This is a genomic window from Acidovorax sp. AC410 (genome assembly GCF_979253235.1).
In genome coordinates, this window is sequence record NZ_CEEDCG010000001.1 from 3,710,715 (window position 1) to 3,735,314 (window position 24,600).

22 protein-coding genes are annotated in these 24,600 nt (G+C 67.0%); 7 read left to right on the forward strand and 15 right to left on the reverse strand.

The genetic code is table 11. The features are described 5' to 3' along the window. Window position 1: 1 nt before the first annotated feature. Window positions 2-1,423 carry a mannose-1-phosphate guanylyltransferase/mannose-6-phosphate isomerase gene (locus AC0IZS_RS17215; protein WP_471636717.1) on the reverse strand — a complete coding sequence of 474 codons (1,422 nt, stop codon included), beginning with the start codon at window positions 1,421-1,423 and terminating at the stop codon, window positions 2-4. On the opposite strand from AC0IZS_RS17215, the gene AC0IZS_RS17220 reads away from it, so the two are divergent. Next, a complete protein-coding gene (locus AC0IZS_RS17220; RefSeq protein ID WP_471636718.1) occupies window positions 1,417-2,085 on the forward strand; it encodes a class I SAM-dependent methyltransferase in 669 nt (222 codons plus the stop codon). The genes AC0IZS_RS17215 and AC0IZS_RS17220 overlap by 7 nt on opposite strands. 425 nt (window positions 2,086-2,510) lie before the next feature. Here AC0IZS_RS17220 and AC0IZS_RS17225 read toward each other — a convergent pair whose 3' ends face one another. The 7 genes from AC0IZS_RS17225 to AC0IZS_RS17255 all read right to left on the reverse strand — a co-directional run bounded on the left by AC0IZS_RS17225 (window position 2,511) and on the right by AC0IZS_RS17255 (window position 10,216). Continuing rightward, window positions 2,511-2,867 carry a cyclophilin-like fold protein gene (locus AC0IZS_RS17225; protein ID WP_471636719.1) on the reverse strand — a complete coding sequence of 119 codons (357 nt, stop codon included), beginning with the start codon at window positions 2,865-2,867 and terminating at the stop codon, window positions 2,511-2,513. A gap of 225 nt (window positions 2,868-3,092) precedes the next feature. Further along, window positions 3,093-5,285 (reverse strand): xanthine dehydrogenase family protein molybdopterin-binding subunit, encoded by a 2,193-nt coding sequence (locus AC0IZS_RS17230; RefSeq protein ID WP_471636720.1) that lies wholly within the window; start codon window positions 5,283-5,285, stop codon window positions 3,093-3,095. Between the two features lie 13 nt (window positions 5,286-5,298). After that, window positions 5,299-6,291, reverse strand: coding sequence for an FAD binding domain-containing protein (locus AC0IZS_RS17235; RefSeq protein WP_471636721.1), 993 nt, complete (start codon window positions 6,289-6,291; stop codon window positions 5,299-5,301). Next, on the reverse strand, window positions 6,278-7,117 hold the full coding sequence (locus AC0IZS_RS17240; RefSeq protein ID WP_471636722.1) for a 2Fe-2S iron-sulfur cluster-binding protein: 840 nt from the start codon (window positions 7,115-7,117) through the stop codon (window positions 6,278-6,280). Before AC0IZS_RS17240 ends, AC0IZS_RS17235 begins: the two co-directional genes overlap by 14 nt. Before the next feature lie 209 nt (window positions 7,118-7,326). Beyond that, on the reverse strand, window positions 7,327-7,860 hold the full coding sequence (locus AC0IZS_RS17245) for a cyclophilin-like fold protein (protein ID WP_471636723.1): 534 nt from the start codon (window positions 7,858-7,860) through the stop codon (window positions 7,327-7,329). Continuing rightward, window positions 7,857-9,074, reverse strand: a complete 1,218-nt coding sequence (locus AC0IZS_RS17250; protein WP_471636724.1) for an MFS transporter — start codon at window positions 9,072-9,074, stop codon at window positions 7,857-7,859. The genes AC0IZS_RS17245 and AC0IZS_RS17250 overlap by 4 nt, the downstream gene beginning before the upstream one ends. Next, complete coding sequence (locus AC0IZS_RS17255) at window positions 9,074-10,216, reverse strand: alpha/beta hydrolase (RefSeq protein ID WP_471636725.1); 1,143 nt, start codon at window positions 10,214-10,216, stop codon at window positions 9,074-9,076. Before AC0IZS_RS17255 ends, AC0IZS_RS17250 begins: the two co-directional genes overlap by 1 nt. 169 nt (window positions 10,217-10,385) lie before the next feature. Between AC0IZS_RS17255 and AC0IZS_RS17260 the strand changes: the two genes are divergently transcribed. Next, window positions 10,386-11,291, forward strand: coding sequence for a LysR family transcriptional regulator (locus tag AC0IZS_RS17260; protein ID WP_471636726.1), 906 nt, complete (start codon window positions 10,386-10,388; stop codon window positions 11,289-11,291). Here AC0IZS_RS17260 and AC0IZS_RS17265 read toward each other — a convergent pair. Continuing rightward, window positions 11,269-12,192 carry a LysR family transcriptional regulator gene (locus AC0IZS_RS17265; RefSeq protein WP_471636727.1) on the reverse strand — a complete coding sequence of 308 codons (924 nt, stop codon included), beginning with the start codon at window positions 12,190-12,192 and terminating at the stop codon, window positions 11,269-11,271. The genes AC0IZS_RS17260 and AC0IZS_RS17265 overlap by 23 nt on opposite strands. A 95-nt stretch (window positions 12,193-12,287) precedes the next feature. Between AC0IZS_RS17265 and AC0IZS_RS17270 the strand changes: the two genes are divergently transcribed. Continuing rightward, window positions 12,288-12,782, forward strand: coding sequence for a (R)-mandelonitrile lyase (locus AC0IZS_RS17270; protein ID WP_471636728.1), 495 nt, complete (start codon window positions 12,288-12,290; stop codon window positions 12,780-12,782). After that, window positions 12,760-13,533 carry a carboxymuconolactone decarboxylase family protein gene (locus AC0IZS_RS17275; protein WP_471636729.1) on the forward strand — a complete coding sequence of 258 codons (774 nt, stop codon included), beginning with the start codon at window positions 12,760-12,762 and terminating at the stop codon, window positions 13,531-13,533. Before AC0IZS_RS17270 ends, AC0IZS_RS17275 begins: the two co-directional genes overlap by 23 nt. 218 nt (window positions 13,534-13,751) lie before the next feature. On the opposite strand, the gene AC0IZS_RS17280 is transcribed toward AC0IZS_RS17275, so the two are convergent. The 5 genes from AC0IZS_RS17280 to AC0IZS_RS17300 form a co-directional block, all read right to left on the reverse strand. Further along, window positions 13,752-14,513, reverse strand: a complete 762-nt coding sequence (locus tag AC0IZS_RS17280) for an NAD(P)-dependent oxidoreductase (protein ID WP_471636730.1) — start codon at window positions 14,511-14,513, stop codon at window positions 13,752-13,754. A gap of 983 nt (window positions 14,514-15,496) precedes the next feature. After that, window positions 15,497-16,306 carry an aldolase/citrate lyase family protein gene (locus AC0IZS_RS17285; protein WP_471636731.1) on the reverse strand — a complete coding sequence of 270 codons (810 nt, stop codon included), beginning with the start codon at window positions 16,304-16,306 and terminating at the stop codon, window positions 15,497-15,499. A 12-nt stretch (window positions 16,307-16,318) separates the two neighbouring features. Further along, the gene (locus AC0IZS_RS17290; RefSeq protein ID WP_471636732.1) at window positions 16,319-17,788 is read right to left on the reverse strand and encodes an NAD-dependent succinate-semialdehyde dehydrogenase; all 1,470 of its coding nucleotides are present in this window, start codon (window positions 17,786-17,788) and stop codon (window positions 16,319-16,321) included. 27 nt (window positions 17,789-17,815) lie between these two features. Further along, the gene (locus AC0IZS_RS17295) at window positions 17,816-19,363 is read right to left on the reverse strand and encodes a UxaA family hydrolase (protein ID WP_471636733.1); all 1,548 of its coding nucleotides are present in this window, start codon (window positions 19,361-19,363) and stop codon (window positions 17,816-17,818) included. Between the two features lie 31 nt (window positions 19,364-19,394). Then, the gene (locus tag AC0IZS_RS17300) at window positions 19,395-20,387 is read right to left on the reverse strand and encodes a tripartite tricarboxylate transporter substrate binding protein (RefSeq protein WP_471636734.1); all 993 of its coding nucleotides are present in this window, start codon (window positions 20,385-20,387) and stop codon (window positions 19,395-19,397) included. A gap of 115 nt (window positions 20,388-20,502) precedes the next feature. On the opposite strand from AC0IZS_RS17300, the gene AC0IZS_RS17305 reads away from it, so the two are divergent. Next, window positions 20,503-21,459: a LysR substrate-binding domain-containing protein gene (locus tag AC0IZS_RS17305; RefSeq protein ID WP_471636735.1), complete on the forward strand. Its 957-nt coding sequence runs from the start codon at window positions 20,503-20,505 to the stop codon at window positions 21,457-21,459. Window positions 21,460-21,463: 4 nt separating this feature from the next. Here the strand turns inward: AC0IZS_RS17305 and AC0IZS_RS17310 are convergent, their stop codons facing one another. Beyond that, a complete protein-coding gene (locus AC0IZS_RS17310; RefSeq protein WP_471636736.1) occupies window positions 21,464-22,225 on the reverse strand; it encodes an IclR family transcriptional regulator in 762 nt (253 codons plus the stop codon). 114 nt (window positions 22,226-22,339) lie between these two features. Here AC0IZS_RS17310 and AC0IZS_RS17315 point away from each other — a divergent pair, with 114 nt between their 5' ends. Further along, the gene (locus AC0IZS_RS17315) at window positions 22,340-23,200 is read left to right on the forward strand and encodes an SDR family oxidoreductase (RefSeq protein ID WP_471636737.1); all 861 of its coding nucleotides are present in this window, start codon (window positions 22,340-22,342) and stop codon (window positions 23,198-23,200) included. Between the two features lie 25 nt (window positions 23,201-23,225). Further along, on the forward strand, window positions 23,226-24,593 hold the full coding sequence (locus AC0IZS_RS17320; protein WP_471636738.1) for a flavin-containing monooxygenase: 1,368 nt from the start codon (window positions 23,226-23,228) through the stop codon (window positions 24,591-24,593). The last annotated feature ends 7 nt before the right edge of the window (window positions 24,594-24,600 follow it).

The window sequence follows — 24,600 nt, forward strand, 5'->3', positions numbered from 1 at the left end:
CCTATTCTTCAAATCGGACGATGTCGTCTTCGCCCAGGTAGCTGCCGGACTGCACTTCGATCAGATGCAGCGGGATGCTGCCGGGGTTCTCCAACTGGTGCTGCTGGCCCAGCGGCACGAAGGCGGACTGGTTTTCCGTCAGCAGGCGCTTGACCCCGTCGACGGTGACCAGCGCCGTGCCGCTGACCACGACCCAGTGCTCGGCGCGGTGGTGGTGCATCTGCAGCGACAGCTTCTTGCCGGGGTTGACCATGATGCGCTTGACCTGGAAGCGCTCGCCCCGGTCGGTCGACTCGTACCAGCCCCAGGGCCGGTGCACGCGCAGCTGGCGCACCAGCTCGACCCTGCCGGCGGCGCGCAACTGCTCGACAACGGCCCGGATATCCTGCGCGCTGTCCTTGTTCATCACCAGCACGGCGTCGGCGGTTTCGACCACGGCCACATTGTCCAGCCCGACGACCGACACCAGCCGGTGCTCGGCGCGCACATAGCTGTTGCGGGTGCCCGCCAGCACCACGTCGCCGGACACGCTGTTGTTGTCGGCGTCCTTGGGCGACGCCTGCCACAGGGCGTCCCAGCTGCCGACGTCGCTCCAGGAGAAGCCGGCCTTGACCACGGCGCCCTTCGCCGTCGGCTGCATGACGGCGTAGTCGATGGAAACGCTGGCGCAGGCGCGAAAGGCCTCGGGCTGCGGGCGCAGAAAGCCCATGTCCTCGCGGCGGCCCTGCCAGGCGGCCGTGGCCGCGGCCAGCACGTCGGGCCGGTGGGTTTGCAGCTCGCCCAGAAAGGCCTGCGCGGTAAACAAAAAAATTCCGCTGTTCCAGAGGTAGGCACCCTCTTCGAGCAGGCGGGTGGCTGTGGCCAGGTCGGGTTTTTCGACGAAGCGGTCGATGTGCGAGACCTGCGGCGCGCCGGCCAGCGCCGCCGCCGCCTGGATGTAGCCGTATCCAGTTTCGGGCGCCGACGGCACGATGCCGAACGTGCACAGCCAGCCCTGGCGCGCCGCGTGCAGCGCGGTCTCCACGGCCACAGCGAAGGCGCGCTGGTCGCCGATCACATGGTCCGCCGGCAGCACCAGCATCAGCGCCCCGGGATCGTCGGCCGCCAGGTGCAGCGCGGCCAGGGCGATGGCCGGTGCGGTATTGCGGCCCTCGGGCTCCAGGTACAGGCAGGCCGGCGCCAGCCTGGCCTGCGCCAACTGGTCGCGCACGAGAAAGCGGTGCTCCTCCCCGGTGATCACCACCGCGGGCTGCGCGCCGGGCAGTGCGGCGGCGCGGCGCGCCGTGGCCTGCAGCAGCGATTCGTTGCCGGCCAGGGCCAGCAACTGCTTGGGGTATTCAGCGCGCGACAACGGCCACAGCCGCGTGCCGCTGCCTCCTGACAGAATCACAGGATGAATGGGCGCAGGGAGATCCAATGACATTTGAGCAGTACTACGACAGCGAGTGTATTCCGCGTGGAGCATACTTTGTCCACCACCGGCAGCGCTTCCTGCAGACCTGGGACGCCGTCGAGGCGCTTGGGTGCCCCGCCGGCCGCGTACTGGACGCTGGTGGTGTCGGGCCGGTGGCGTACTACCTGGGTTTGCAGGGCTGGGAGGTGCATGGCTCCAGCGTCGACCTTCGCGGGCCCCTGCCTTTTGCGGACGGGTGGTTCGACCTCATCCTGTGCACCGAGGTGATCGAGCACATCAAGGATGTCGACAGCCGCGCGCTGGCCGACCTGGAGGCGTTCAATTACTCAGGGGTGCAGAACATGCTGCGTGAGCAGCGGCGCACCCTGCGTCCCGCGGGGGCCTTGTTGATCACCACGCCCAACGCATCGGCCTGGCACATGCTGGCCAAGTGGCTGTATGGTGAAGTGCTGCTGGCTGACCCGCAGCACGTGCGGGAATTCACGCCGGTCGAGCTCCAGAATGTCGCCGCAGGGTGCGGCCTGCGGCTGGTTTCGCTCAAGGTCATCGAGAGCTGGGGGTTGGGGTGCATACCGGCGGTGAAGGCCATCGAGCAACTGATGCGCGCAGATTCTTCCCTGCCGGTGATCGACCGGGGCGACAACCTGGTCGCCGTGTTCACCCGGGATTGAGTGTCAGGGTGCCCGGCAAACGAGTCCGCAAGCTGTTCGCGCGCACCAAAACTTGAGCCGTGACCGCATGAGGCGATTGGTTCGGCTTTCCACAGCGCCTTTCATCGCGAACCCAAAAGGCCCGATGCCCCGTTGGCCGGCGGCACGGATATGGGTTTTAAAGCGGCACGGATATGCTTCCAGTGACACGCGGTGTCCCTGTACCCATGAGCGTGCCACTTCGGAACGCTTGTGCTTCTTTTCGGGTTGGTACGAATATGCCTCCCCAGCCGTCCCCTTTAGGACCTGTCTGCGATCTTCTCGGACCAGAAAGATCGTAGACAGGCTTTTGGAACGATGCCGTACCTGCTCTTCAAATGGAACCTCCGCAAAGGACCGCTAAGGGTTTTGCGGCCAATCAGCTGGCATCGTCGCGACCGAGGGGGTCAGATCGCGGCGAAAACCAGCCGTACGCTGGGGTTGCTCATGAGCCACGCCTGTTCACCTTCGGCCTGAAGCCTGCCCAGTCGGACCAGTCCGCTAGAGGGTTCTCCGTCCCTGTAGAAGATCGCCAAGTTGCCCCAGGGGGCATAAAAGCAGATGTCTCCGGTGACTGGCAGGCAGGCCGCTGGCGGTCCTTCCAGGGCCAGCGGCCGAGGCAGTCCTGCGATCTTTTCAGTCGCTTCGTAGTCCTCGAATGTCAGGTTCAAAGGAAGCAGAGACGCGAAATCCTTGGAAGTCGCGTTGTCATCGAGCTTTCCTTCCGCGACCACGGTACCGCTCAGGACGAACTCTATTTTCATGGGCGTGTCCACTTCATCCGCAGCGCAGCAGTGCGGCCATCAAACGCGGCGATTGCACTGAATGCGCGAGTCGATCGACGAGCCTGCGGGCTGCGGGTGGTCGTCAGCAGGAACAGCCCGGCGACCAGCGCCACACAGATGGAGCGCAGAAAGACAAAAAAAAACCATCGAGGCCAGGTCTTGCAGACCAGACGCTGGAGGCGTTGGTAAAACGGCGCCTGGCGGTCACAGCAGCTTGTCTGGCGTGATCGGCAGATCGCGGATGCGTTTGCCGGTGGCGTGGAACACCGCATTGGCGATGGCAGCGGGAATGCCCACCATGCCGAGCTCACCCATTCCCTTCACCCCCAGCGGGTTGACGATGGTGTCCTCCTCCTCCACGAAGATGGTCTCGATGGCATGGATGTCCGCATTCACGGGCACGTGGTAGTGCTGCAGGCTGGCCGTCATGATCCGGCCGTAGCGGTGATCGATCTCGGTGGCTTCTTCCAAAGCCATGCCGATGCCCCACACCACGCCGCCGATCTCCTGGCTGTGCGAGGCCAGCGGGTTGAGAATCTTGCCGCAGGCGGTCACCTCGATGACGCGGGTGACCTTGACGGTGCCCAGGTCGGGGTCGACCTTCACCTCGACGAACTGGGCGCCGTGGGCCAGCGATGCGTACTTTGCGCGCTCTGGCGATGGCGTGGAGTCGTGGGTCTCGGCGATCTCGTGCGTACCGGTGCGCCGCATCACGTCGGCAATGGCCACCGATCGCGACACATCGCCCTTGGGGCGCAGAACCCCGTCGAGCATCTCCACCTCGTCAGGGGCCTTCCCCCGCAGTGGAGATGTTGCATCCCGGTTCGCCAGCTCCAGGAGCTTCGCTGTGATAGCCAGGGCAGCGCCCCGCACGGCCGAACCCACGCTGGATGTGGTCCATGAGCCGCCTTGCGCCGGTGCCTTGGGCTGGCGCGTGTCGCCCAGCTCGAAATGCACCTGGTCCAGCCGCAGCCCCAGGAATTCGGCCGCGATCATGGTCATGACGGTGTAGGTGCCTGGCCCGATGTCGCTGGTTGCGCTGGTGACACTGGCCGTGCCGTCGGCGCGAAACACAATGCGCGCGCTGGCCGGCTGCTGGAAGGCGCCCCAGACACTGGAGGCCATGCCCCAGCCGACGAGCAGCCGGCCATCGCGCATCGAGCGCGGCTCGGCCTTGCGGTTGCCCCAGCCGAACTTCTCTGCGCCCAGGCGGTAGCACTCGCGCAGCGCCTTGCTCGAGAAAGGCTTGCCGCTTTCGGGGTCGACCTCGGCGTAGTTGGCCAGGCGCAGCGCCAACGGGTCCATCTTGAGCGCGTACGACAGCTCGTCCATCGCGCTTTCCAGGGCGAACATGCCGCTCACGGCGCCCGGTGCGCGCATCCACGTGGGCGTGGCAAGGTCGGTGGCGGCCACCTTCAGCGGCGCATGCAGATTCGGGCATGCATACACCTGCTTCAAAAAGCTGGTGGTGGCGTCCGAGAACGGCTCGAACGAAGAGGTGTTGTGAAAGGCTTCATGGATGATGGCCGACAGCTTGCCATCGCGGTCTGCCCCCAGCGCCACCTTCTGGATGGTGTGGGGCCGATAGCCATGGCCGGTGAACATCTGCGCCCGCGTGTAGACCACCTTCACCGGGCGCTTGAGCTCGCGTGCAGCCATCGCCGTCAGGGAGGGGTAGTAATTGGGCTTGAGCGATGCGCCGAAGGCCCCACCGACGAACGGGGATACCACGCGGATGTTCTCGGCCGGCACGCCCAGGCCCGCGGCCAGGTGCTTCTGTACGCCAAAGACCTCCTGGGTCTTGTCGAAGATGGTGAGTTGATCGCCCTGCCAGAAGGCAATGGCTGCGTGCGGCTCGATCGGGTTGTGGTGGTGGATGGGGATGCGGTACTCCGCCGCCACCTTGACCGGCGCCGCCTGCATGGCGGCCACCGGGTTGCCGCGGGGCACGGCCTTGGCCGAGGCCGGGTCGGGCTGCGCCCGTTCCAGCACCGTGGCGAGGTCGGTGTTGTGGGGTTCGGTCTGGTAGCTGACCTTCACCAGCCTCGACGCGTGCCGGGCCTGTTCGTAGGTCTCCGCTACGACCAGGGCAATCGGCTGGCCGTTGAAGAACACCCGGTCCGACTGCAGCGGCCACGCCCACCCGGGCGCCGCCCCGGCAGCCGGTGGCGGCCCCAGTCGGCCCGCATTCAGGTGCGTGAAGACGCGGATCACGCCCCCCGCCTGCTCTGCCTGCCGTGTGTCGATGGCCGAGATGCGCCCCTTGGCAACAGTGCTCAGCACGATGAAGCCGTAGGTGACATTCGGGATCTGGAACTCGGCGGTGTACTTCGCCTGGCCTGTGACCTTGGCGAGTCCGTCGACGCGGGTGGTTTCTTTGCCCAGATGGCGTGCCATGGCGATCTTCTCCTCAAGCCAGTCGCGACGCGCGCATCAGCGCCCGCACGACAGAACGACGACCCAGTTCCACCTTGTAGGCGTTGTGCGCCAGTGGCCGCGCATCGCGCAGCGCGGCTTCGGCCGCACGCTGAAAGGTGGCCTCATCGGCGCGCTGGCCGATCAGCACGGCCTCGGCCTCGGTACTGCGCCAGGGCTTGTGGGCGACGCTTCCCAGCACCACGCGCGCCTGCCGTATCGTGGCGCCGTCCAGCTGCAGCGCTGCGGCCACCGAGACCATCGCAAACGCGTACGAGGCGCGGTCGCGCACCTTGAGGTAGTGCGAGTGGCGCGCAAAGTCGCCCGACGGCACCGGAAGCTCGATGGCCAGGATCAGATCGCCGTGCTCAAGGTTGTTGTCGCGCTGCGGCGTATCGCCCGGCAGCCGGTGGAAGTCGGTGATGGCGATCAGCCGCTCACGCCCATCCGGTGCGCGCACACGCACCTTGGCATCCAGCGCGTACAAGGCCGTTGCCATGTCGCCAGGGTAGGTTGCCACACACGATTCGCTCCAGCCCAGGATCGCGTGGATCTTGTTCAGGCCCTCCCGTGCGCCGCAGCCGCTGCCGGCCTCGCGCTTGTTGCAGGGCATCGATGTGTCGTAGAAGTAGTTGCAGCGCGTGCGCTGAAGCAGGTTTCCGCCGTTGGTCGCCATGTTGCGCAACTGCCCGGAGGCACCTGCCACGATCGCCTGCGTCAGCAACGGGTAGCTCTCGCGGACCAGCGGATGGTTGGCGGTCTCGCTGTTGGTTGCCAGCGCGCCGATGGCCAGCCCGGTGCGCGTGCGCTGAATCTCGCGCAGCGGCAGCCGCGTGATGTCCACCAGCCGCGTGGGCCGCTCGACGTCCTCCTTCATCAGGTCCAGCAGGTTGCTGCCACCGGCCAGGTACCTGGCTTGGGGCATGGCCGACACCGCTGCGGTAGCGGCAGCGGAATCTGCGGCGCGAACATACTCAAACGGTCTCATGGCCGTCCTCCTTCGAAGGGCTTGAAGCGGTGGATGCCATCGCAAGTTTCGCCTCGGTGGCAAAGCCCCAGGTCTGGGCTGCCTGCCGGCCCGAATGGACTTCTTGAATCGCGGCGACGATGCCTGGATACGCGCCGCAGCGGCAGATGTTGCCGCTCATGCGCTCGCGGATCTCGTCGTCCGTCAGGCGGGTCGTTGTCCTGCCGACGTTCTCGGTGACATGGCTGACCTGCCCGCGCTGGGCCTCGCTCAACATGCCGACGGCTGAGCAGATCTGCCCCGATGTGCAGTAGCCGCACTGAAAGCCATCGTGCTTGATGAATGCGGCCTGCAGCGGATGCAGTTGGTCGCCCTTTGCCAAGCCCTCAATGGTCGTGACTTCACGGCCTTCGAGCGTGGCGGCCAGGGTCAGGCACGAGAGCACGCGCTGCCCGTCGACCAGCACCGTGCAGGCGCCGCACTGTCCCTGGTCGCACCCCTTCTTGGAGCCGGTGAGCGCAAGCCGCTCGCGAAGCGCATCGAGCAGCACGACGCGCGAATCGAGCTGCAGCGTCTGCGGTGTGCCGTTGACCTTGAACGTCACGCCCACGACGTTCTGCGCGACGATGGGCGCAGACGCCGCACCCGGCACCGGCGGCAGCTGCGCCAGCGCGGACTCCGTGGCCAGCAGGTTGGCGGCAAAAAGGCCAATGCCGCCGCCACCGGTCTGCACCATGAACGTGCGCCGCGCCTGGCCAACGCCCTTGAGCTCAGGCATGTCCTGCACCAGGGCGGCCTCGTCGGCACTGATTTCCGTTGGCAGATCGTTGTGTGTTTCGTGGGGCATGGACTGTGTCCTTCTTGAAAACCGCATTCGTGGAGGCCACGCAGGGGCGCTGGCCGAAGTGGCTGGGCGTGTTGTTCTCATCGTTCTTTGCCGCACATCGAGTTTGTCGAGCAGCCGGGTGTTTGACTACCGAACGATTGCTTATTGCTGCTATTACCGTGGCTAATAATTCCCCTGCAATGCAAGGTGGGCGCGCAATGGAGTGACCGCTACCAGCGCGAGAACGCGATGCGAGCGGTGCCCTGGCCGAGCGCCTGCGCCAGGCCGCTCGGGTCATCGACACGGCCAAGGCGCGTGTATGAATAGGCCGACTCGAAACCCAAGTAGAAAAGGACCAGGGTGTCTGAGCCGTAGAGCATGAGGTCGCCGTTGCTTATCGTGCCCGGTCGAATTGCATTTGCGGGCAGTGCCTTGGGCAGCTTGGCGTGCTTCTCATTGCTGTTGAGGTCCGGCATGTCCAGCGTCAGCGGCAATTGGCTGACGAATGCGCGAGCGGCATCGGTGTCAGCCACCGTGAGTGTGAAACGACGGTTTCCAACGGTGAGCTGCATGCGCGTTGCCTTTGAGGTGTCGGATGCCAGTGCTGCGTCTTTCTGGCTTGCCAAGGGCGCGCTGGGCCGCGCCTGTCCAGCAGCGTTGCCGAAGCCAAACACAAGGAGTGCGGTGGCCAGACACACGGTACGCAGCTGGCAGGATGGGTGAGCTCTGGCCATGGAGGCGCACAGGGAGTGGTTTTGCGTCATGTGGGCTTCGCGTGGCTCGCATGCGCCGTCAAGATCGCGAGGAATGCGCCAATGAGCAGCAGCGCAGCGCTGAAGAGGAAAGCAGCCCGGTAGCCACTGCCGTCGAACAGCAGTCCACCGAAAGTGGACCCCAGTGCAATGGACAGCTGCACCACCGCCACCATCAGCCCGCCGCCTGCCTCGGCGTCCTGCGGGAGGGTCTGCGCGATCCAGGTCCACCAGCCGACCGGGGCCGCAGTGGCTACCAGGCCCCACACCGCCAGGAGCACCGTGGTGGCGACCACGGAACCGCCCAGGGCAGTGAGCAGCACCGCGATGGCAGCCATCACCACCGGGATGATGGCCAGGGTGGCATAGAAACCTGCTTTCAGGAATCGCCCGATGAACAGGGTGCCGATGAAGCCCGCGACGCCGAGCGCGAGCAGGATGAAGGACAGCATGGACACATCGACCCCTGTCACCGCCTCGAGGAACGGCCGCAGGTAGGTGAACAGCGCAAACTGCCCCATGAAGAAGATGCCCACCGCCAGCATGCCGAGCACGACCGGCCGGCACTTGAAAAGCCGGAGCACGTTGCCGGACCCTGCGCGCGGCAAGGCCGGCATGGCTGGCAGACTGAACCACTGCCAGGCGAATGCGACCACAGCGATGGGCACCAGGCACAAGAAGGCCCCGCGCCAGCCCATGATGGACGCAAGGTAGCTGCCCAGCGGCGCGGCGATGACCGTGGCCAGTGCGTTGCCGCCGTTGAAGATGGCCAGCGCGCGGGGCACCCTGGACGGTGGAACCAGCTGCATGGCGGTGGCAGCCGATAGGGACCAGAAGCCGCCGACGACCACGCCGATCAGCGCCCGGCCCACCATGTACGTGAGGTAGTTGGGCGCAAGGCCGACAATGGCACCGGAAACACACATCATCGCCGTCAGTGCGAGCAGCAGCGCCTTGCGATGGATTCGCCCTGCAACCGCTGGGATCGACAGGCTGGCGAGCACCGCAAACGCGCCGGAGATGGCAATGCCCTGCCCGGCCATGCCCTCGGTGACCTGCAGGTCCGATGCCATCGGCGTCAACAGGCTCACGGGCATGAATTCCGATGCGATCAGCGCAAAGACGCACAGCGTCATCGCGAAGACTCCGCCCCAGTGCGCAGGTCGAGAAGCGCCTTCCTGGTCAGCCGGGATGCCGGCAGTCGCGGTGATGGCTGGGGCCGCCATCAGGCCCGGGCCTTGATGAGGTGGCGGTCGAAGAACGATGCCAGCTTGTCCCATGGGATCAGGGTCACCCGGTCGTACAGGTCGACATGGCCGGCACCGGGCACGTAATGCAGCTCCTTGGGCTCGGCAGCGCGCTGATAGGCGTCTTCGCTGAACTCCTTGGAGTGCGCCTGGTCGCCGGTGATGAACAGCAGCGGCCGGGGCGAGATCGTCTCGATGTCGTTGAACGGGTAGAAGTTCATGAACTTCACGTTGCTGCTCAGCGTTGGCATGGTCGTCGTCTGCGACGATGCACCCAGGGGCGTGAACTCGCCGCGCGGGGTACGGTAGAAGTCGAAGAATTCACGCTGGATGGGGTGCGTGTCCGCTTTCAGCCTGAGCACCGTGCCGCCGGTGTACTGCACTGCACCGCCGTTGAACTCCACGTCGCGATGCGCTGCGGCGGCAGCGATGATCTGCTTGCGTTGCCCCAGCGTTTGCGAATGGTTGAGCGCATTGCGGTTGGCCGCCCCCATGTCGTACATGCTGACCGTGGCGATGGCCTTCAGGCGCGGGTCGATCTTGGCGGCGCTGATGACGAAGCTGCCGCTGCCGCACACGCCGATGGCGCCGATCTGCTGCCGGTCCACGAACGCCTGGCTGCCCAGAAAGTCGACCGCAGCGCTGAAGGTTTCGGCATACATGTCGGGAGACACCGCATTGCGCGGCTGGCCCTCGCTGCCGCCCCAGAATGCCAGATCCACCGACAGGGCCACGAAGCCCCGCTCGGCCATCTTCGTTGCGTAGAGGTTGGCGCTTTGCTCCTTCACCGCACCCATGGGGTGGCCGACCACGATGACCGGGGTGCGCTTCTTGCGGTCCAGCGTGCTGGGCACGAACAGGGTGCCGGTCACGGTCATGCGGTATTGGTTCTTGAAGCTCACTTGCTGCACGACGACCTGGTTGCTCGTGTAGAAGTTGTCGGCGCCCGACGGCAGCGCTGCGCCCATCGGCGCAGCGGCGAATGCCGTGCCGCCCGCCGTCGACAGCATGCCGGCTGCTGCTGCGCTGGTGCCAGCGATCCTCAGGAATTCGCGCCGATCGGGCGATGGCCCGACTGGCTCGACGGTGGATGGATGGGTGTGGTCTGCTTGATGGTTCATGGCCGGATTTCCTTGTGCTGTGGATGCGCAGCGCGCTGTCTGTGCGGTTGCCTTGGGGCTTGCAGGCAAGTGTGCCGGCCAGGGCATCCATTGACTAGTTAATGAATGCTTAATACATTTATTAGCCTGGATAACAAGTCAGATAACAAGTTGCAAGGGAGCGCCATCGATGCCACGACGCAATTTCAACGATCTGCTGGCCTTCGTGACGGTCGCGCGCGAGGGGAGCTTCACGCGCGCTGCGGGCACGCTGGGGGTCACCCAATCCGCCCTCAGCCAAGCCATCCGTGGGCTCGAAGAGGGCCTGCAGATCCGGCTGCTGACGCGCACCACCCGCAGCGTCGCGCCGACATCGGCCGGCGAGCGGCTCATGAAGGCCATCGGGCACCGCTTCGAGGAAATCGAGGCCGAGCTCGACGCGCTGACCGAGCTGCGGGACAAGCCCGCAGGCACGGTGCGCATTACCTGTGGCGACAACGTGCTGCACACGGTGCTGCTGCCCAAGCTCGCGCCGCTGCTGCGCGAGTACCCTGAGATCAAGCTGGAGTTCGACGTGAACTACAGCTTTCGCGACATCGTGGCCGACCGGTTCGATGCCGGCGTCCGCATGGGCAACACGATCGACAACGACATGATTGCCGTGCCCATCGGCCCGCCGCTGCAGATGGCCGTGGTCGCTTCTCCTGGGTACTTCGCGGCCAACCCCATTCCCAAGACGCCTGCGGACCTCACCAGTCACCAGTGCATCAACCAGCGCATGCCGACATCGGGCGGCCTGTATGTCTGGGACTTTGAAAAGCGCGGCCGCAAGATGAACGTTCGTGTCGATGGGCCGCTGATCTTCAACACCTCCGCGCCGCAGGTCGACGCGGCACTGGCCGGGCTGGGCATCTCCCTGCTGCCCGAGGATGAGCTGATGCCGCACATCGCTTCGGGGCGGCTGGTGCGCGTGCTGCAGGACTGGTGCCCCAAGTTTGCCGGCTACCACCTGTACTACCCCAGCAAGCGCCAGCCCTCACCCGCGTTTTCGCTGGTGGTCAAGTCATTGCGCTTCAGCGCACCGCGCCAGCCCTAACCCGCTCGGGGCCGCGGTACCGAAGCGCCTCGATCACGAGTGCCAATGCCGGTGCGATCTGGCGCCGGTTCGCGTAGTAGAGGTGATAGCCTGGGAAGCTTGGCCACCAGTCTTCAAGCACCGGGACCAGCTCACCCGCTTCGATGTGCGGCCGCATGACATCGAAGGGCACGTAGGCCAAGCCCATGCCGTCGCGTGCCGCCTGCAGCATCAGGCCGGTGTTGTTGAAGACCGTCTGGCCTTCGACCTTGACGTTGAGCGCCTTCTTCCCTTTCTGGAAATCCCACGCATACAGATTGCCTCGGGTCGGCAGGCGCAGGTTCACGCACTGGTGAGCCGTCAGATCCTGGGGCTTCTTGGGGATCGGCCTGCCCGCCAGATAGGCAGGCGATGCGGCCACCGCCATGCGCATGTCGGGGGCGATGCGCACCGCCACCATGTCCTTGTCGACACGGTCGCCCGAGCGCACGCCGGCATCAAAGCGCTGGGACGCGATGTCGGTGAAAGCGTAGTCCACGCTGAACTCGATCCGGATGTCGGGGTACTGGCGCAGCAGGGGCAGCAGGCGCGGCCAGAGCACGGTGCTGATGGCGTGGTCGTGCGCGGTGATGCGCACGGTGCCGGCGGGCTTGTCGCGCATGGCGCTGAGCTGGCTGAGCTCGGCCTCAATCTCCTGCAGGCGCGGCGCTACCGTGTCGAGCAGGCGCGCGCCGGCTTCGGTGGTCGACACGCTGCGCGTGGTGCGACTGAGCAGGCGCACGCCCAGACGCGCTTCGAGCGCCAGCATCGCGTGACTTAAGGCAGAACGCGACATGCCCATCTGCCCGGCTGCGCGAGTGAAGCTGCGCTCGCGCGCCACCACCACGAAGGCGTGCAGGTCGTTGAGGTTTTCTTTGGCCATTCGTGAATGAAATGCACTTGTGCATGCTGATTTTGCCGTCTTCTCAGTCAAATTGATATTCCGTAAATTCCAGCTATTGAAAGTAAAGGAGTTTCATGAAGACACTTATTCAGCAAGTCGTCGGCATTCTCGCGATCACGCAGGCGTGTGTCGCCGGTGCAGCCGAACCGATCGCGGCGCCCGCTGGCGGGCAGCAGATCACCAGAGCGGGCAGCACGCCTGCCGTGGTCGGCCCTGACGCGACCTTCACGGGCAGCGTGCGAGTCGACCAGCTCTGGCCCGCCAACCCTCAGATCACCGCGAGCGGGGCCTATGTCACCTTTGAACCCGGTGCCCGCTCTGCGTGGCACACCCATCCTGCCGGGCAGCGTCTGGTGGTCGTCTCGGGTGTTGGGCGAACCCAGGAATGGGGCAAACCCATTCAGGAACTGCGGGCTGGTGATGTGGTCTGGTGCCCGCCCGGCGTGAAGCACTGGCACGGCGCAGCACCCACAACCGCAATGACGCACCTCGCCGTGTCGGGGTCACTCGACGGAAAGAATGTGGAATGGATGGAGAAAGTCAGCCATGACCAATACACGGCACGCTAAGCGCATGGCGCAGGCCGGCATGGCACTTGCGCTCGGCTTTCTTGCTGCGCCGGCCATCACCGTTGTAGCGGCACAGGGCGCACCCGAACCACAGCAAGTGGTTGCGTCGCAAACCCTCTCAGCTCGTCAGCAAGCCATCGTCCCCATAGCGGCCTTCGGCAGTGCCGGTGACATGGCCGGCCTCAGCACTGCGCTCGAAAAAGGGCTGGACGCGGGCTTGACCGTGAACGATGCGAAGGAAGTCCTCATCCAGCTCTATGCCTATGCAGGATTTCCGCGCAGCTTAAATGCCTTGAGTGAGCTGATCAAGGTTGTCGAAGCGCGAAAGCAACGCGGCGTGCAGGATGAGCTTGGGAAGGCACCGGCACGTCCGATTCCCAAGGGTGACGCGCTGTTGGCAGCCGGCACCGCCAACCAGACCAGGTTGATCGGTGGTCCTGCTAAGGGTGCAGTCTACGAGTTCGCGCCTGCCGTGGACCAGTACCTGAAGGCGCATCTCTTCGGCGCAATCTTCGAGCGCGACAACCTCGACTGGCAAAGCCGCGAGCTCGCCACCGTCGGCATGCTGTCAGCCCTGCCAGGCGCCGACGCCCAGCTGCAGGCTCACATGGGCTTCAGCATGAACGTGGGGCTCACGCCCGGCCAACTGCGCCAGCTCGTGCAGGTGCTGGCGGATCGCGTGGATGCTGGGCATGCGGCGCGGGCACAAGGCGCACTCACAAGGGTGTTGTCGGCTCGCGTCGGCAAATAGCAGTCCACGGCCATGCTTGAGCCGTGGCGACTCCGGGAGCAGGATTCGCGCTAGCAAGGGTGGACGCGGCCCTGGCCTGGACCCTTCGCCAAGAGCAATAGGCTATGGCGAAATAAGCAAGCTCTTGATGCCGAAGTGTTCGGCACGTGGCGCAGACTGGGTGTTTGCGCGCCGAGTTTCGCATCGCGCGGCATGTTGGCAACTGGGCTGGCGGGCGCTCAAGCGGCTGCAGCGGGCCGCGCTGCCCAGGTGCCCTTCCTGCCGCGCATGCCCACGGGCAGTGCCAGCCCCACGCGGTGGCGCGACATCGTGCCGGCGGGCTCCAGGTGGGCCAGCATCAGGGCCGCGGCGTCTGCATACGGGACGATCATCTCGGGCACCTTGGCGGCGAACAGCAGCAGGAGCAGCGGGCTCGGCAGCGCGCTGGCAAAGCCCGCAATGCGCACCGGCAAGCGTTCTGTGGACACCCGCAACCGGCCCAGGCCGAGCGCCGCCTGTTCCACCATGGGGCCGGGGCACAGCATGCGCCAGTCCAGGGGCGACGCGCAGATGCGTTCGTAGTTCTTGCCGTGCGGCCAGTAGGTGTCGCGCACCTTGGGCAGGGCAACGCCCTTGCGGCCGGTCTGGCCGATGTCCAGCGCCGCAGCGCCCCCCAGGAACCAGCAGATGGGCCGCTCGACGGCGGGCAATGATTCCACGCTTTCCGCGATGCGCGCCACCAGGTCCACGAAGACCTGGCCCTCGGTGACCATGCCGGCGCAGTTGATGAGCGCGTCGTGGCTGCGGATGTTGTTCGCCAGGTCCTCCGGTGCGATCTGGCCGAGGTCGGCCTGGTGCACGGTAACCAAAGAACGGGTTTCAGCGGGCAGCTTGGCGGGGGTGCGTACCAGCACGGAGACCTGGTGGCCGGCGGCGACGGCCTGTTCGAGCACATGGCGGCCGAGGGAGCCGGTGGCGCCGAGGATGAGGATGCGTTTCATGGGATCTGGATGGGTTGGTGTGGATGGCTTCGAGAGCCTGGCCGTGATCATTCCATGCAGTCCCTTGGAAGTCATCGCCCCTTGCTGTGATGCGGTGGCGGGGTGGTGAATTTGTTCACGGCTTGGGTTGCATTTGTTGCCTTGCTTGCTGGTGCTTTTTGGGGGGGCGGGGTTTGTGATGGATTTCACGGATCGTGTGTTGTGGTGGGGGCGTGCTTTTTTTGAGGGCGGGAGCCGGGATGTGCGCCCGGCGGCGCAGTAACTTTCTCTTGGCCGCCAAGAGAAAGTCACCAAAGAGAAGGCGGCCCCCAGTCTGCGTCCCCCATCGCCCTGTCGGGCGATGGGGGCAACCTGCGATGCTCGGTCCTGGGGTGGCGTCGCGGAACTCGCTGCGTTCTTCGAACTCCGCTCAAACATCCGCGACGAGCCAGATCACGAAGTGCGTGTGTCCTTCGGCACACGCACCCACCCCAGCCCCTGCGCTTCTCGGCGCAGCCAGCAGGGGTGGGGAGCGGGGTCAGGGACGGCTGCTGCTTCGCAGCTGCGCCTGGGGTCGGTTACGCGCTGCGCGCTGCCGACGGGCGGCGCAGCCGCTCTGGCGAGCCGAGCGCAGCGAAGGACCACAGGCCGAGCGAAGCAATGGCCCGAGTGGAGCACGCTCCCACCCCCTTCTGACCGTGCTGAGAAGCGCAGGGCCTGGGGTGAGCGCGTGCCGAAGGACACGCGCATCGTGAACTGACTCACCGCGGTTGTCCGAGCGGAGTTCGCCCGAAGGGAGAACGCAGCGAGTTCCGCGGTGCACCCCAGGACCGAGCATCGCAGGCTGCCCCACTCGCCGCCAGGCGAGTGGGGACACGGGCAGCGGGGTCGCCTTTTCTTGGCCTACGTTCTTTTGGCGAGACAAAAGAAGGTAGGTGCGCCGCCGGGCGCACACCCCGGCTCCCGCCCACGGCAAAGGCGAGAAGCAACTACCGTCCTTGCGATCAATACGCCGCACTGGCTTGAGCCGGTACGCCAGCAGCAGCACTACTGCCCCCAAACTGCACACGCAACTTGCGCGCCGCATTCACAAACATCAGCACATCCACGCCCACGGCGACAAAGGTGCATCCCAGATCCAGATAGCGCTGCGCCAACACCGGGTCCGAAGTGAGCGTCCCCGCCGCCTTGCCACTGGCGATGATGGTCCTCATCGCCCCCTCGATGGCCGCCTGCACCTCCGGGTGGCCAGGGTTGCCGCGGTGGCCCATGGATGCCGCCAGGTCGGCCGGGCCGATGAACACGCCATGCACGCCGTCCACCGCGCAGATGGCCGCGAGGTTGTTCAGGGCCGCCACCGTCTCGGCCTGCACCAGCAGGCAGACCTCGTCATCGGCCACGTTCAGGTAGTCGCTGCGCGCACTCCACTCGGAGGCACGCCCCACGGCGCTGCCCACACCGCGGATTCCCAGGGGCGGGTAGCGCGTGGCCGAGACGATGGCGCTCGCCTGCTCGGCCGTATCCACCATGGGCACAAGCAGGGTTCGGGCACCGATGTCCAGCATCTGCTTGATGAGGGCCGTGCTGCCCTCGACCACGCGCACCACGGGCTGGGCGCTGTGGGCCGCCACCGACTGCAGCGCAGCCAGGGTGCTGCGCACGTCGTTGGGGGCGTGCTCGCCGTCGACCAGCAGCCAGTCGTAGCCACAGGTGGCGGCCGCTTCGGCGATGTAGGGGTCGGCCATGGAGAGCCACAGGCCGACCTGGGGGCGGCGCTCGGCAAGGGCGGTCTTGAAGGGGTTGTGGGCGGGCATGGATGGGGTCTTTCAGTCGAGTTGTCCCTGGCAGAGGTACTTGGTGTGCAGGTAGTCGTCCAGGCCGTGGGTCGATCCCTCGCGCCCGTAACCCGACTCCTTGACGCCGCCGAAGGGCGCGGCCTCGGCCGCGATCGCGCCTTCGTTGATGCCGACGATGCCGGACTCCAGCGCGTCGGCCACGCGCCAGATGCGGCGCACGTCCTTGCTGTAGAAATACGCAGCCAGGCCGAAGGGCGTGTCGTTGGCGGCGGCGATCACCTCGGCTTCCTCGGTGAAGCGGGTGAGCGGGGCCACGGGGCCGAAGGTCTCCTCGCAGGCGCAGGCCATGCTCGCGTCGGCACCCACGAGCACGGTGGGCGCGTAGTAGGTGGGGCCCAGTTGCGGCAGGCGTTCGCCGCCCGTGAGCACGCGAGCGCCGCGTGCCACGGCGTCCTGCACATGGCGCTCGATCTTCTGCACCGCGCGGTCGTTGATCATGGGGCCGATCTGCGATGCGGGGTTGCTCGCGGGGCCGACCTTCAGGGCTGCCACGCGGGCGGCGAGCTTGCTGGCGAAAACGTCGTGGATGCGCTCCTGCACGAACACCCGGTTGGGGCACACGCAGGTCTGGCCGCCGTTGCGGAACTTGGCGGACATGAGGCCGTCCACGGCCGCGTCGACGTCGGCGTCCTCGAAGACGATGAAGGGCGCGTTGCCGCCCAGCTCCAGCGACAGCTTCTTGAGCGTGTCGGCGCTGCGCCGCGCCAGGTGTTTGCCCACGGGGGTGGAGCCGGTGAAGGTGATCTTGCGCACGCGCGCATCATCCAGCCACACATCCACCACCTCGGGCGTCTTCTCGCGCGAGGCCGTCACGATGTTCAGCACGCCGGCCGGCACGCCTGCTTCATGCGCCAGCAGCACCAGGGCCAGCGAGGTCAGCGGTGTGTCCTCGGCCGGCTTGCAGACCACCGTGCAGCCGGCGGCCAGGGCCGGGGCGATCTTGCGCGCGATCATCGCGGCCGGAAAGTTCCACGGCGTGATGGCGGCCACCACGCCCACGGGTTCCTTCAGCGCGAACATGCGCCGCCCTGGCACCGGCGCGGGGATCACCTCACCGTTCATGCGCGTGGCCTCTTCGGCAAACCAGGCGATGTAGCTGGCCGCATAGACCACCTCGCCCTTGCCTTCGGCCAGGGGCTTGCCCTGCTCGCGTGAGATGAGCTTGCCCAGGTCGTCCTGGTGGGCCAGCACCAGGTCGTTCCAGCGCTTGATGATTTGGGCGCGCTGCTTGGCCGGCACCTTCTTCCACGCGGGGAAGGCAGCGTGCGCGGCATCGAGCGCAGCCAGTGCTTCGGGGGTGCCGCTGTCGGGCACCTCGGTGATGGTGGCGCCGGTGGCCGGGTCGGTCACGGCCAGCAGGGCACCGGGGCCGGGCGTCCACTGGCCGGCGATGAAATTGGCGCTGCGCAGCAGGTCAGCGCGGGTGAGGGTCAGGGGCATGGGAGTGTGGGGTTCGGTAGGGGGTGTTCAACTGACTATTCCAAGATGCCAGGGCACGAACTCATGGTCGCCCAGGCCCAGGGCCTCGCTCTTGGTGGCCTCGCCGCTGGCATGGCGCAGGATCTGCTCGAAGATGCGCTGGCCCATCGCGGGCACGGACACACCCTCGTCGATGACCACGCCGCAGTTGATGTCCATGTCTTCCTCGAGCCGGGTGTACATGGGCGTGTTGCTCGCTAGCTTGATGGTGGGCGCCGGCTTGCTGCCGAACATGGAACCGCGCCCGGTGGTAAAGCAGATCAGCTGCGCGCCGCTGGCGATCTGGCCGGTGCAGGCCACGGGGTCGTAGCCGGGCGAATCCATGAAGACGAAGCCGTGCTCGGTGATGGGCTCTGCGTACTCGTACACCGCTTGGAGCGGGGTGGTGCCGCCCTTCATGGCCGAGCCCAGCGATTTCTCGAAGATGTTGGCCAGCCCGCCGGCCTGGTTGCCGTGGCCCACCACGCCGTTGAACTGGGCGTTCTGGCCGGCGGCATAGCGCTCCCACCAGGCCAGGCGGTCCAGCAGCTTCTGGCCCACTGCGGGGCTCACGGCGCGGCGCGTGAGCATGAATTCCACGCCATGGATCTCGGGTGTCTCCGACAGGATGGCCGTGCCGCCGTGGCGCACCAGGATGTCCATGGCCGCACCCAGGGCAGGGTTGGCGGTGATGCCCGAGAAACCGTCCGACCCTCCGCACTCCAGCCCGATCTTGAGGTGGCTGGCGCTCACCGCCTGGCGCCGTGCGGCGTTCGCCTCGGGCAGCATGGCCTCGATGGCGGCAATGCCGGCCTCGATGGTGGCGCGCGTGCCGCCCACCTCCTGCATCACCAGGGTGCGCATCAGCCGGCCGGCCTTCAGGCCCTGCGAGTCCACCAGCGCATCGACCTGGTTGCGCTCGCAGCCCAGGCCGACGATGAGCACGCCCGCCAGGTTGGGGTGGCGCGCATAGCCGGCCAGGGTGCGGCGCAGCACGTCGAAGTGCTCGCTCGGCGAGGACATGCCGCAGCCGCTGGTCTGCGCGAAGGCGGCCACCCCGTCGACATGCGGGAAGGCCGCCAGCCGCTCGGGCGTGAAGTGCGCGGCAATGCGTTTGATGACGGTGGCCGAGCAGTTCACCGACGACAGGATGCCGATGAAGTTGCGCGTGCCCACGCTGCCGTCGGCGCGCACAAAGCCCTGGAAGGTGGCGCGCCCGGCTTCGGGCAGGTAGTCCACGGGCCGCACGTCGGCGCCGAAGGCCGGGTCGCGGTAGTAGTCCACGATCCTGAGGTTGTGGCTGTGTACGTAGTCGCCGGGCTCCAGGTCGCGCGTGGCCACGCCGATCACGGTGTCGTACTTGCGCACCTGCTCGCCCTCGGCGATGCGGCGCGCGGCGATCTTGTGGCCGGCAGGCACCTGGGCGCGTGTGCGCACACCCAGTTCGGGGATGGACTGGCCCAGCGCCAGCGCCGTCTTGGCCACCAGCACGTTGTCGTTGGGATGCAGGTGCAGCAAGGGGCTGGACAGGTCGGTCGAGGCCGCAGGGGTAGTCATCGGGATCTTTTCTTCTGGGGGCGCGAGGGGGTCAGCTGCGCATCAACTCGCGCAGCTTGAGCCGGTCGATGAGCACGGTCTCTTTCAGGTACACCGCGTTCACGTACTTCTCGTAGTCGGGGCCGTCCAGGTACAGGAGCGGCGCGTCGAGCTTCTCGGCCACCGCCTTGAACTCGGGGCTGGCCACGGCCTGGCGGAAGGCGTCGCGCAGCTTGGCGGCCACGGCCGGCTCCAGGCCCTTGGGCGCGCCGATGCCGTTGGGGGCATCCACCACCACGTTGTAGCCCGATTCGCGCAGGGTAGGGGTGTCCTTGAAGCGCGCAGTGCGCTGCTCGCCCCAGGTGGCCAAGAGGCGCAGCTTGCCGGCCTCCACATGCGGTGCCCAGGAGCTGGAATCGGCCAGCGCATCCACATGGCCGCCCAGCACGCCCTGCAGCGCCTCGGCACCGCCCTTGTAGGGCACATGGTTGAGCGCGATGCCGGCCGCGGCCGCGAACTCCTCCATGCCCACGTGCGTGGCACCGCCCACGCCGGCGTGGGCATACGTCACCTTGCCGGGGTTGGCCTTGGCATGGTCGACGAAGTCCTTCAGGGTCTTGAAGCGGGAGTCCGCCGGCACGGCGATGCCGAAGGTCTGGCCCGAGGTGCGTGCCAGGTAGGTGAAATCCTTGCGCGGGTCGGCCTGCAAGGTGCCCAACTGCGCAAAGCGCGTGACCGAGATGGGGATTTGGCCGATGGTGTAGCCGTCGGCCTTGGCCGCGGCCAGGGCCTTGGAGCCGATCATGCCCGAGGCGCCGGCGCGGTTCTCCACCGCGATGGCCTGGCCCAGGATGCGGCCGGCCACGGTACACAGGGTGCGCATGGACTGGTCGGCCGTGCCGCCTGCGGGCCAGGGGCAGATGAAGGTGATGGGGCGTTCGGGGTAGGCCTGCGCGAACAGCGTGCCATGCGTGGCTGCGAGCGCAGTGGCCCCGAGGGCGCCAAGGATGAGCTGCCGCCGGTCCTGGCGTGGGGTGTCGTTCATGTCTGTCTCCTTTTTTTTGATCGGGAGCCGCGATTGTTCTCAGGCGATGCATAACAATCCAATGAAACTATGGACTCTCTTCATAGCCTGTAAGACATGAATCAGGAGAAACCCCATGACCCGCATCGACCGCGTCCTGCGCTCCAACCTCAAGCTGCGCCACCTGCAGATGCTGGTGGCGCTGGACCAGTTCCGCCACCTGGGCCGTGCGGCCGAGTTCCTGTCGGTCACGCAGCCTGCTGTCTCCAAGACGCTGGCCGAGATCGAGCGCATGTTCGGCCTGCCGCTGTTCGATCGCTCCACGCGCGGCACCGAGCCCACGGCAGCCGGCGCCAGCGTGGTGCGTTTCGCGCGCTCAGTGCTGGCCGGCTACGACCGCACGCGCGCCGAGATCGCGGCCGAGGCCAGCGGCGCCAGCGGCCGCACCAGCGTGGGCGCCATGGTGGTGGCCACGCCGGTGCTGCTGGCACAGGCCGTGCAGCGGCTCAAGGCGCGCTCCATCCACACCACGGTGCTGGTCGAGGAGGGCGACCTCACGCGGCTGCTGCCCAAGCTGCGCCTGGGCGAACTCGATCTCTTCGTGGGCCGCCTGGAGCCCGGCTACGCCTCACCCGACCTGGAGACCGAGGCCCTGTACGCCGAGCCCATGGCCGTGGTCGTGCAACCTGGCCATGTGCTGGCGCGAAAGCGCAAACCACAGTGGGCCGACCTGGCCGCGCTGCCCTGCGTGATGCCGCCGCCCTGGGCCTCGCTGCGCGTCAAGCTGGACCAGATGTTCTTTGCGCACGACCTGCACCCGCCGGCCGACATTGTGGAGTCGGCGTCCTTCCTCACGCAGCTGAGCTTCATCCACCAGCGTGGTGCCGTGGCCTTCATGGCGCGCTCGGTGGCGCAGCACTTTGCGGCGCAGGGGCAGGTGGCGGTGCTGCCCTTGGCCGTGCCCATCGATCTGCCGCCTGTGGGCCTGATCACCCTGCGCGGCCAGCGAACCACGCCCAGCACCGAGCAGTTGATCGACTGCCTGCGCCAGGTGGCTGGCGGCATGCGCAAGAAGCCGCGCGCAAAGCGCTGAGCTTTCAGCTCCAGGTGCGCGCCAGCGCTGCAGCCGCCACCTGCAGCCGCGGCAGCTTCTCCAGCGCCTGCGCCAGCGACATGCGCGCCACCGGGGCCTGCAGCGCCACGGCGCAGCGGATGCTCTTGCCGTCCGCTCCGCGCACCGGCACGGCCACGCACACCAGGCCTTCGACGAACTCCTCGGCATCCACCGCGTAGTCGTCCTGGCGGATGCGCCTGAATTCCGCATCGAGCGCGGCGCGCGTGGTCAGTGTGGTGGCGGTGTGGCGCGTGAGCGCCAAGCCTTCGAGCAGCTTGCTGCGCTGGCCCGCGGCCATGTGTGCGAGCAGCAGCTTGCCACTGGCCGAGCAATGCACGGGCACGCGCGTGCCGGGCCGCAGGTTCATCTGCAGCGGAAAGGCCGACTCGATGCGGTCCAGGTACACCACCTCCACACCCGACAGGGCGGTGAAGTTGCAGCTCTCGCCCACTTCGGCCACCAACTGGCGCAGCACGGCGTGGCGCACGCCCTGCTGGGTGCTGCCGGCCAGCGTGGCCTCGGCCAGGCGCAGCAAGCGCGGTGCGGGCGCATAGCGCCTGCCGTCGGGCTCGCGTGCCAGCAGGCCGCCGGCCTCCAACTGCATGAGCAGGCGGTGCACGCTGGGCTTGGGCCAGCCGCTGGCGGCAACGGCCTCGGCCAGCGTGAGGGGTCGGGCCTCGCGCACCAGCAGTTCGAGCAGGTCGAACAGGCGCAGGCCGGGCGAGGCTGCAGTGTTTTCTGTCATGAATCTCTGATTTCGAGACGAAATAGGAAAATATTCCGGGATTTGTGAGGCTTGGCCTACAGTGGAGCGCATCGTAGACATCCGCCTGCGTTCTGTAAACAACCCCTTCCACCCATGCCTGTAAGCCCCCGTCCCTTTCGCAATGCCGTCGTCACAGGTGCCTGTGGCGGCCTGGGCCAGGCCCTGGTGCGCGAGCTGCTGGCCCAGGGCACACAGGTGGCGCTGGTGGGCCTGCAGCGCCCGGTGCTCGAAGCGCTGGCCGCCACCGCGCCCGAGCGCTGTGCGGTGTACACGCCCGACGTGGCCGATGCCGCCGCCATGGCGCAGGTCGCTGCCGACTGGATGGCGCGTGCCGGCCTGCCCGACCTGGTGATCGCCAACGCGGGTGTGGCGGGCGGCTTCGACACCGCAGAGACCGGTGACCTGGCCGTGATGCGCCGCATGCTGGAAATCAACCTGCTCGGCCCTGCCACCACCTTCCAGCCCTTTGTGCAGGCACTGCGCGCGCATGCCGTACAGGGGCCGCGCTGCGCCCTGGTCGGCGTGGCCAGCATCGCCGGCTGGCGCGGCATGCCCGGCAATGGCGCCTACTGCGCCAGCAAGGGCGGGCTGATCCGCTACCTCGAAAGCCTGCGCGCCGAGTGCCGGGGCACGCGGCTGTCCGTGCACACGGTGAGCCCGGGCTACCTGCGCACGGCACTCACCGCCGGCAACCGCTTTGCCATGCCCGGCCTGATGGAGCCCGATGCCGCGGCGCGCGCCCTGCTGGCCGGGGTGGCGCGCGGGCGCGAGCACATCGTGCTGCCTCGGCACATCGGCTGGCTCTCGCGCCTGCTGGCCTGCCTGCCCGCCACCACCTACGACCGCCTGCTGCGCGGCCAGCCGCGCAAGCCGCGCGTGGGCGAGGCCGGTGCCACCGCCATCCCGGGACTGCCGGGCGCTGCCGATGGCACAACGCCTGCCGAAACCCGTTGACCTTTCACCTTCCCGCCAGGCACCCATGCAAGACGACCTCCGCAACGCTCCCGCTGGCCTCAAGGCCTGTGTGGACACCACCACCCCTGCCACGCGGGGCTCGATTGCACTCATCGGTGCCGGCCCTTCGGGCCTGGCCGGTGCGCGCAATCTGCAAAAGCTCGGCATCCCGTTCCAGGGTTTCGAGGCGTATACCGACGTGGGCGGGCTGTGGAACATCGCCAACCCGCGCTCCACGGTCTATGCGTCGGCGCACCTGATCTCGAGCAAGCGCACCACCGAGTTCAGCGAATTCCCCATGGCCGACAGCGTGGCCGACTACCCCAGCCACCGCGAGCTGTGCCGCTATTTCAGCGACTTTGCCGACCATTTCGACCTGCGCCGGCACTTTCGTTTCGGCGTGCGCGTGCTCCGGGTGGAGCCGGTCAGCGACAGCGAGGACACGCTGTGGCGCGTGACCATCGCCACGGCGGACGGGGGCACCGAAGCGGCGGAGTACAAGGGCGTGGTGATCGCCAACGGCACGCTGGCCGAGCCCAGCATGCCGCGCTTCGAAGGCCATTTCAGTGGTGAGCTGCTGCACACCTCGGCCTACAAGCATGCCGAGCAGTTCAAGGGCAAGCGCGTGCTCATCGTGGGCGCGGGCAACTCGGGCTGCGACATCGCGGTGGACGCCGTTCACTACGCGCACAGCGTGGACATCTCGGTGCGGCGCGGCTACTACTTCGTGCCCAAGTACGTGTTCGGCAAGCCCGCCGACACGCTGGGCGGCAAGCGCCCGCTGCCGCCGTGGCTCAAGCAGAAGGTGGACAGCACGGTGCTGCAATGGTTCACGGGCGACCCGACGCGCTTCGGCTTTCCGAAACCCACGTACAAGATGTACGAGTCGCATCCCATCGTGAACTCGCTGATCCTGCACCACCTGGGCCATGGCGACATCCACGTCAAGGCCGACATCGCGCGCTTCGATGGCCCCACCGTGCATTTCAAGGACGGCACCCAGCAGGACTACGACATGGTGCTCGCCGCCACCGGCTACACGCTGCACTACCCCTTCATCGCGCGCGAGTTGCTCAACTGGCAGGGCATGGCGCCGCGCCTGCACCTGAACATCTTCGCACCCGGCCGGCGCCGCCTGGCCGTGCTGGGCATGATCGAGGCCAGCGGCATCGGCTGGCAGGGCCGCTACGAGCAGGCCGAGCTGGTGGCGCGCTACTTCAAGGCGCTCGATGCCGACACGCCCGCAGCCAAGGCCTTCACGGCCGCAGTGCAGGGCCCGCCGCCAGACCTGTCGGGCGGCTTCAAGTACCTGCAGCTCGAACGCATGGCGTACTACGTGCACAAAGACACCTACCGCGCCGCCGTGCGCAACGCCGCTGCCGCCCTGGGCTGACCGCACC